Origin of the sequence: Fulvivirga aurantia, assembly GCF_009711475.1 — a bacterium.
GTDB classification, from domain to species: domain Bacteria; phylum Bacteroidota; class Bacteroidia; order Cytophagales; family Cyclobacteriaceae; genus Fulvivirga; species Fulvivirga aurantia.
Window position 1 is genome coordinate 1 of record NZ_SMMD01000463.1, and the last position, 2,953, is coordinate 2,953.

The following is a 2,953-nucleotide window of genomic DNA, read 5'->3' on the forward strand; positions in this document are numbered from 1 at the left end:
CTGGGGTCTTAAAATTCCGTACTTGGTAGATAAAGACAAAATAGCCATGAATGCACTAGGTGCCAGAAAAAGCCCTGAGGCATTTATTCTGAAGCCTGCTGGTGATAAATTCTCTATCTTCTACGATGGTGCCATTGATAATAATCCGCAAGTGGCGAATGATGTAAAGGATAGATACCTAAGAGATAATGTCAATAATGTACTTAATGGTAAACCGGCTTCTGACGGGGGGCGACCAATAGGCTGTACTATAAAGTAGCCATCAGGTTTCACCCATGGTGTCTTTCATCAAAGTCTTAATCTCTTCAGACTTTTCGTGATCACCTATTTTCTCGAAAGCATTTACCAGATTTCGCATTGTTCTTTTTACAATATCTTTTGTTGTGCATGGCTCGTAAAAGGCATCCTGAGGTGTCATGCGCAACTCAGCGATGTAATTGTCAATATCATCACGTGAGAAAATAAGCCCTCTGCTAAAGGCATTGATGTAAAACTGTGTGCCTCCCTTTTCTTTAAAGGTTAGAATAAAAAGATTGGGCAGATTAACTCCATACACTGGCAATTTAAGTTTTTGAGCCACCAACATGTAAATAACACAAAGTGAAATAGGATTACCCTTTTTAGTTTGCATTACCACATTGATCATGGAGTTACCGGGAGAATGAAAATTTTTGGTATTGGCTCGATACTTAATCTTATTGAAGATCACACTATTTAGAATCTTCACCTTATCATAAGGATGTGCATCGGGTTTAAACTCTAGCCAGGCCTCGTAGTAAAGCTGCTCCAAATCTTGCTTAAGCTTATTGTATTCTAAATCTGGATATTGATAGGTAGCTACAAGCCACATCCCTCTCAGAAGGTCCGGATCATCTGATTCAAACCAGTCTTTAAGCTTATTTTTTAGTGAGTCGTATTGAAGGGCATGTACAAGATCTTCAATTCGTTTTTGTACCAGCGGATTGAGGTTAGACTCCCACTCTGTTTCCAACATGGGTATCATGGTCTCACCAATTGAAATTATCTTCTCTTCTATATGCGTAAATATCTTTTGATCTTCATCATCAAGAAGTGATATTAATGCCTGGAGCTCGCTTTTCTTCATCTACTTTTCCTCTCAATAAAACTATTTCAGCATTTGCTGGGGGTGATCAGGTTTGGATCACCCCTACATTAAATTTTTCCACAGGTGCGTGGTTGGCTGCTTCGATACCCATAGAAATCACATTTCTGGTCTCTAGTGGACTGATTATACCATCAACCCATAGTCTTGAAGCCGCATAGTAAGGACTCAACTCTTCGTTGTACTTATCTGTAATCTCCTTTAGTAATTTCTCTTCCTCTTCCTGAGTGATTTCTTCACCTTTTGCTTTAAGTGTTGCCACTTTTATTTGTAGAAGGGTCTTTGCAGCTGAAGCCCCACTCATAACAGCTATTTGAGCAGTTGGCCACGCATATATCAATCTAGGGTCGTAAGCTTTACCACACATGGCGTAGTTGCCAGCGCCATATGAGTTACCCATTACTATAGTAAACTTAGGTACAGTTGAGTTAGCCATGGCATTTACCATTTTGGCTCCATCTTTTATGATGCCTCCGTGTTCTGCTTTGCTTCCAACCATAAAACCACTAACATCTTGCAAAAAGACCAATGGTATTTTTCGTTGGTTACAATTCATGATAAAACGAGCAGCTTTGTCTGCTGAGTCAGAGTAGATCACTCCACCCATCTGCATTTCGCCCTTCTTGCTTTTAACCACTTTTCTTTGATTGGCTACTATACCTACTGCCCAGCCATCGATTCTTCCATACCCACACACTATAGTCTGACCATAAAGCTCTTTATACTCATCAAACTCAGACTTATCGACTAAGCGATGGATTACATCCCTTACATCGTATGGCTTAACTCTGCTTTCCGGTATAATACCAAGTATCTCTTTCTCTTTAAGTTTTGGCTTTGCTGGCTTAGCTCTATCAAAACCAGCCTCTTCATATTTGCCAATCCTATTGAAGATAGACTTTATATAGTCGAGGCAAGCCTCGTCACTCTCAAACTTATTGTCAGTAACACCTGAGATTTCACAATGCGTAGTAGCACCACCAAGTGTTTCATTATCGATACTTTCACCTATGGCTGATTTTACTAGATATGAGCCTGCTAAAAATATGGAGCCTGTCTTATCGACAATCATAGCCTCATCTGACATGATAGGCAAATATGCCCCACCAGCCACACAGCTACCCATTACAGCAGCTACTTGCACAATACCCATGGAGGACATTTTAGCATTGTTTCTAAACTGTCTTCCAAAGTGCTCTTTGTCAGGAAAAATTTCATTTTGCATTGGCAAGAAAACCCCTGCACTATCGACAAGATATATTATTGGTAGTCGATTTTCCATGGCCACCTCCTGTGCACGCATGTTCTTTTTTGCAGTAATCGGAAACCAGGCTCCGGCTTTTACAGTAGCATCATTTGCCACAATTACACACTGCCTGCCCTGCACATAACCAACTCCAGTAACTACACCTCCTGAAGGGCAGCCGCCCACATCTTCGTACATGCCATCTCCTGCAAAGAGACCTATTTCTAAAAATTCACTTTTATCGTCAGTAAGGTATTCAATTCTTTCACGGGCAGTGAGCTTTCCCTTTTTATGGTGAGAAGCAATTTTCTTTTCTCCTCCTCCAAGTTTAGTCTTTTTTGCTTTTTCGCTAAGCTGAAATAATTTTTGCTTTAGCTGATCCTCGTTTCTATTGAATTCAATATCCTCCATTAAAATTTTAATGTTATTGGTTAAGTGATCGGTAAATGGTTGGCTACTTGTCTTCTTCGGCTTCCCTTCTAGCCTTTTCTCTTTTGCGCTCAATTTTCTCTCTCTTTCTACCAAAAGGTGAGAAAAAATCTTTCGGGGCATTGTCAAGATGAGTAGCCAGTGAGTCAAAACTC

3 protein-coding genes are annotated in these 2,953 nt (G+C 40.2%); 1 reads left to right on the forward strand and 2 read right to left on the reverse strand.

Features of this window, described 5'->3' with window-relative positions; translation table 11 throughout:
* Positions 1–259 (forward strand): thioredoxin domain-containing protein (locus tag E1176_RS20460; RefSeq protein WP_484494455.1); only part of this gene is annotated, 259 nt, incomplete at its 5' end.
* Between the two features lie 3 nt (positions 260–262).
* On the opposite strand, the gene E1176_RS03065 is transcribed toward E1176_RS20460, so the two are convergent.
* Both E1176_RS03065 and E1176_RS03070 read right to left on the reverse strand, forming a co-directional pair.
* A complete protein-coding gene (locus tag E1176_RS03065) occupies positions 263–1,105 on the reverse strand; it encodes a transglutaminase-like domain-containing protein (RefSeq protein ID WP_155209110.1) in 843 nt (280 codons plus the stop codon).
* A gap of 46 nt (positions 1,106–1,151) precedes the next feature.
* The gene (locus tag E1176_RS03070; RefSeq protein ID WP_155209111.1) at positions 1,152–2,780 is read right to left on the reverse strand and encodes an acyl-CoA carboxylase subunit beta; all 1,629 of its coding nucleotides are present in this window, start codon (positions 2,778–2,780) and stop codon (positions 1,152–1,154) included.
* Positions 2,781–2,953 lie beyond the last annotated feature (173 nt).

Excerpts from the sequence above, each read along its gene's own strand:
- E1176_RS03065 (WP_155209110.1), bottom strand. The coding sequence starts at position 1,105 with ATGAAGAAAAGCGAGCTCCAGGCATTAATATCACTTCTTGATGATGAA.
- E1176_RS03070 (WP_155209111.1), bottom strand. The coding sequence starts at position 2,780 with ATGGAGGATATTGAATTCAATAGAAACGAGGATCAGCTAAAGCAAAAA.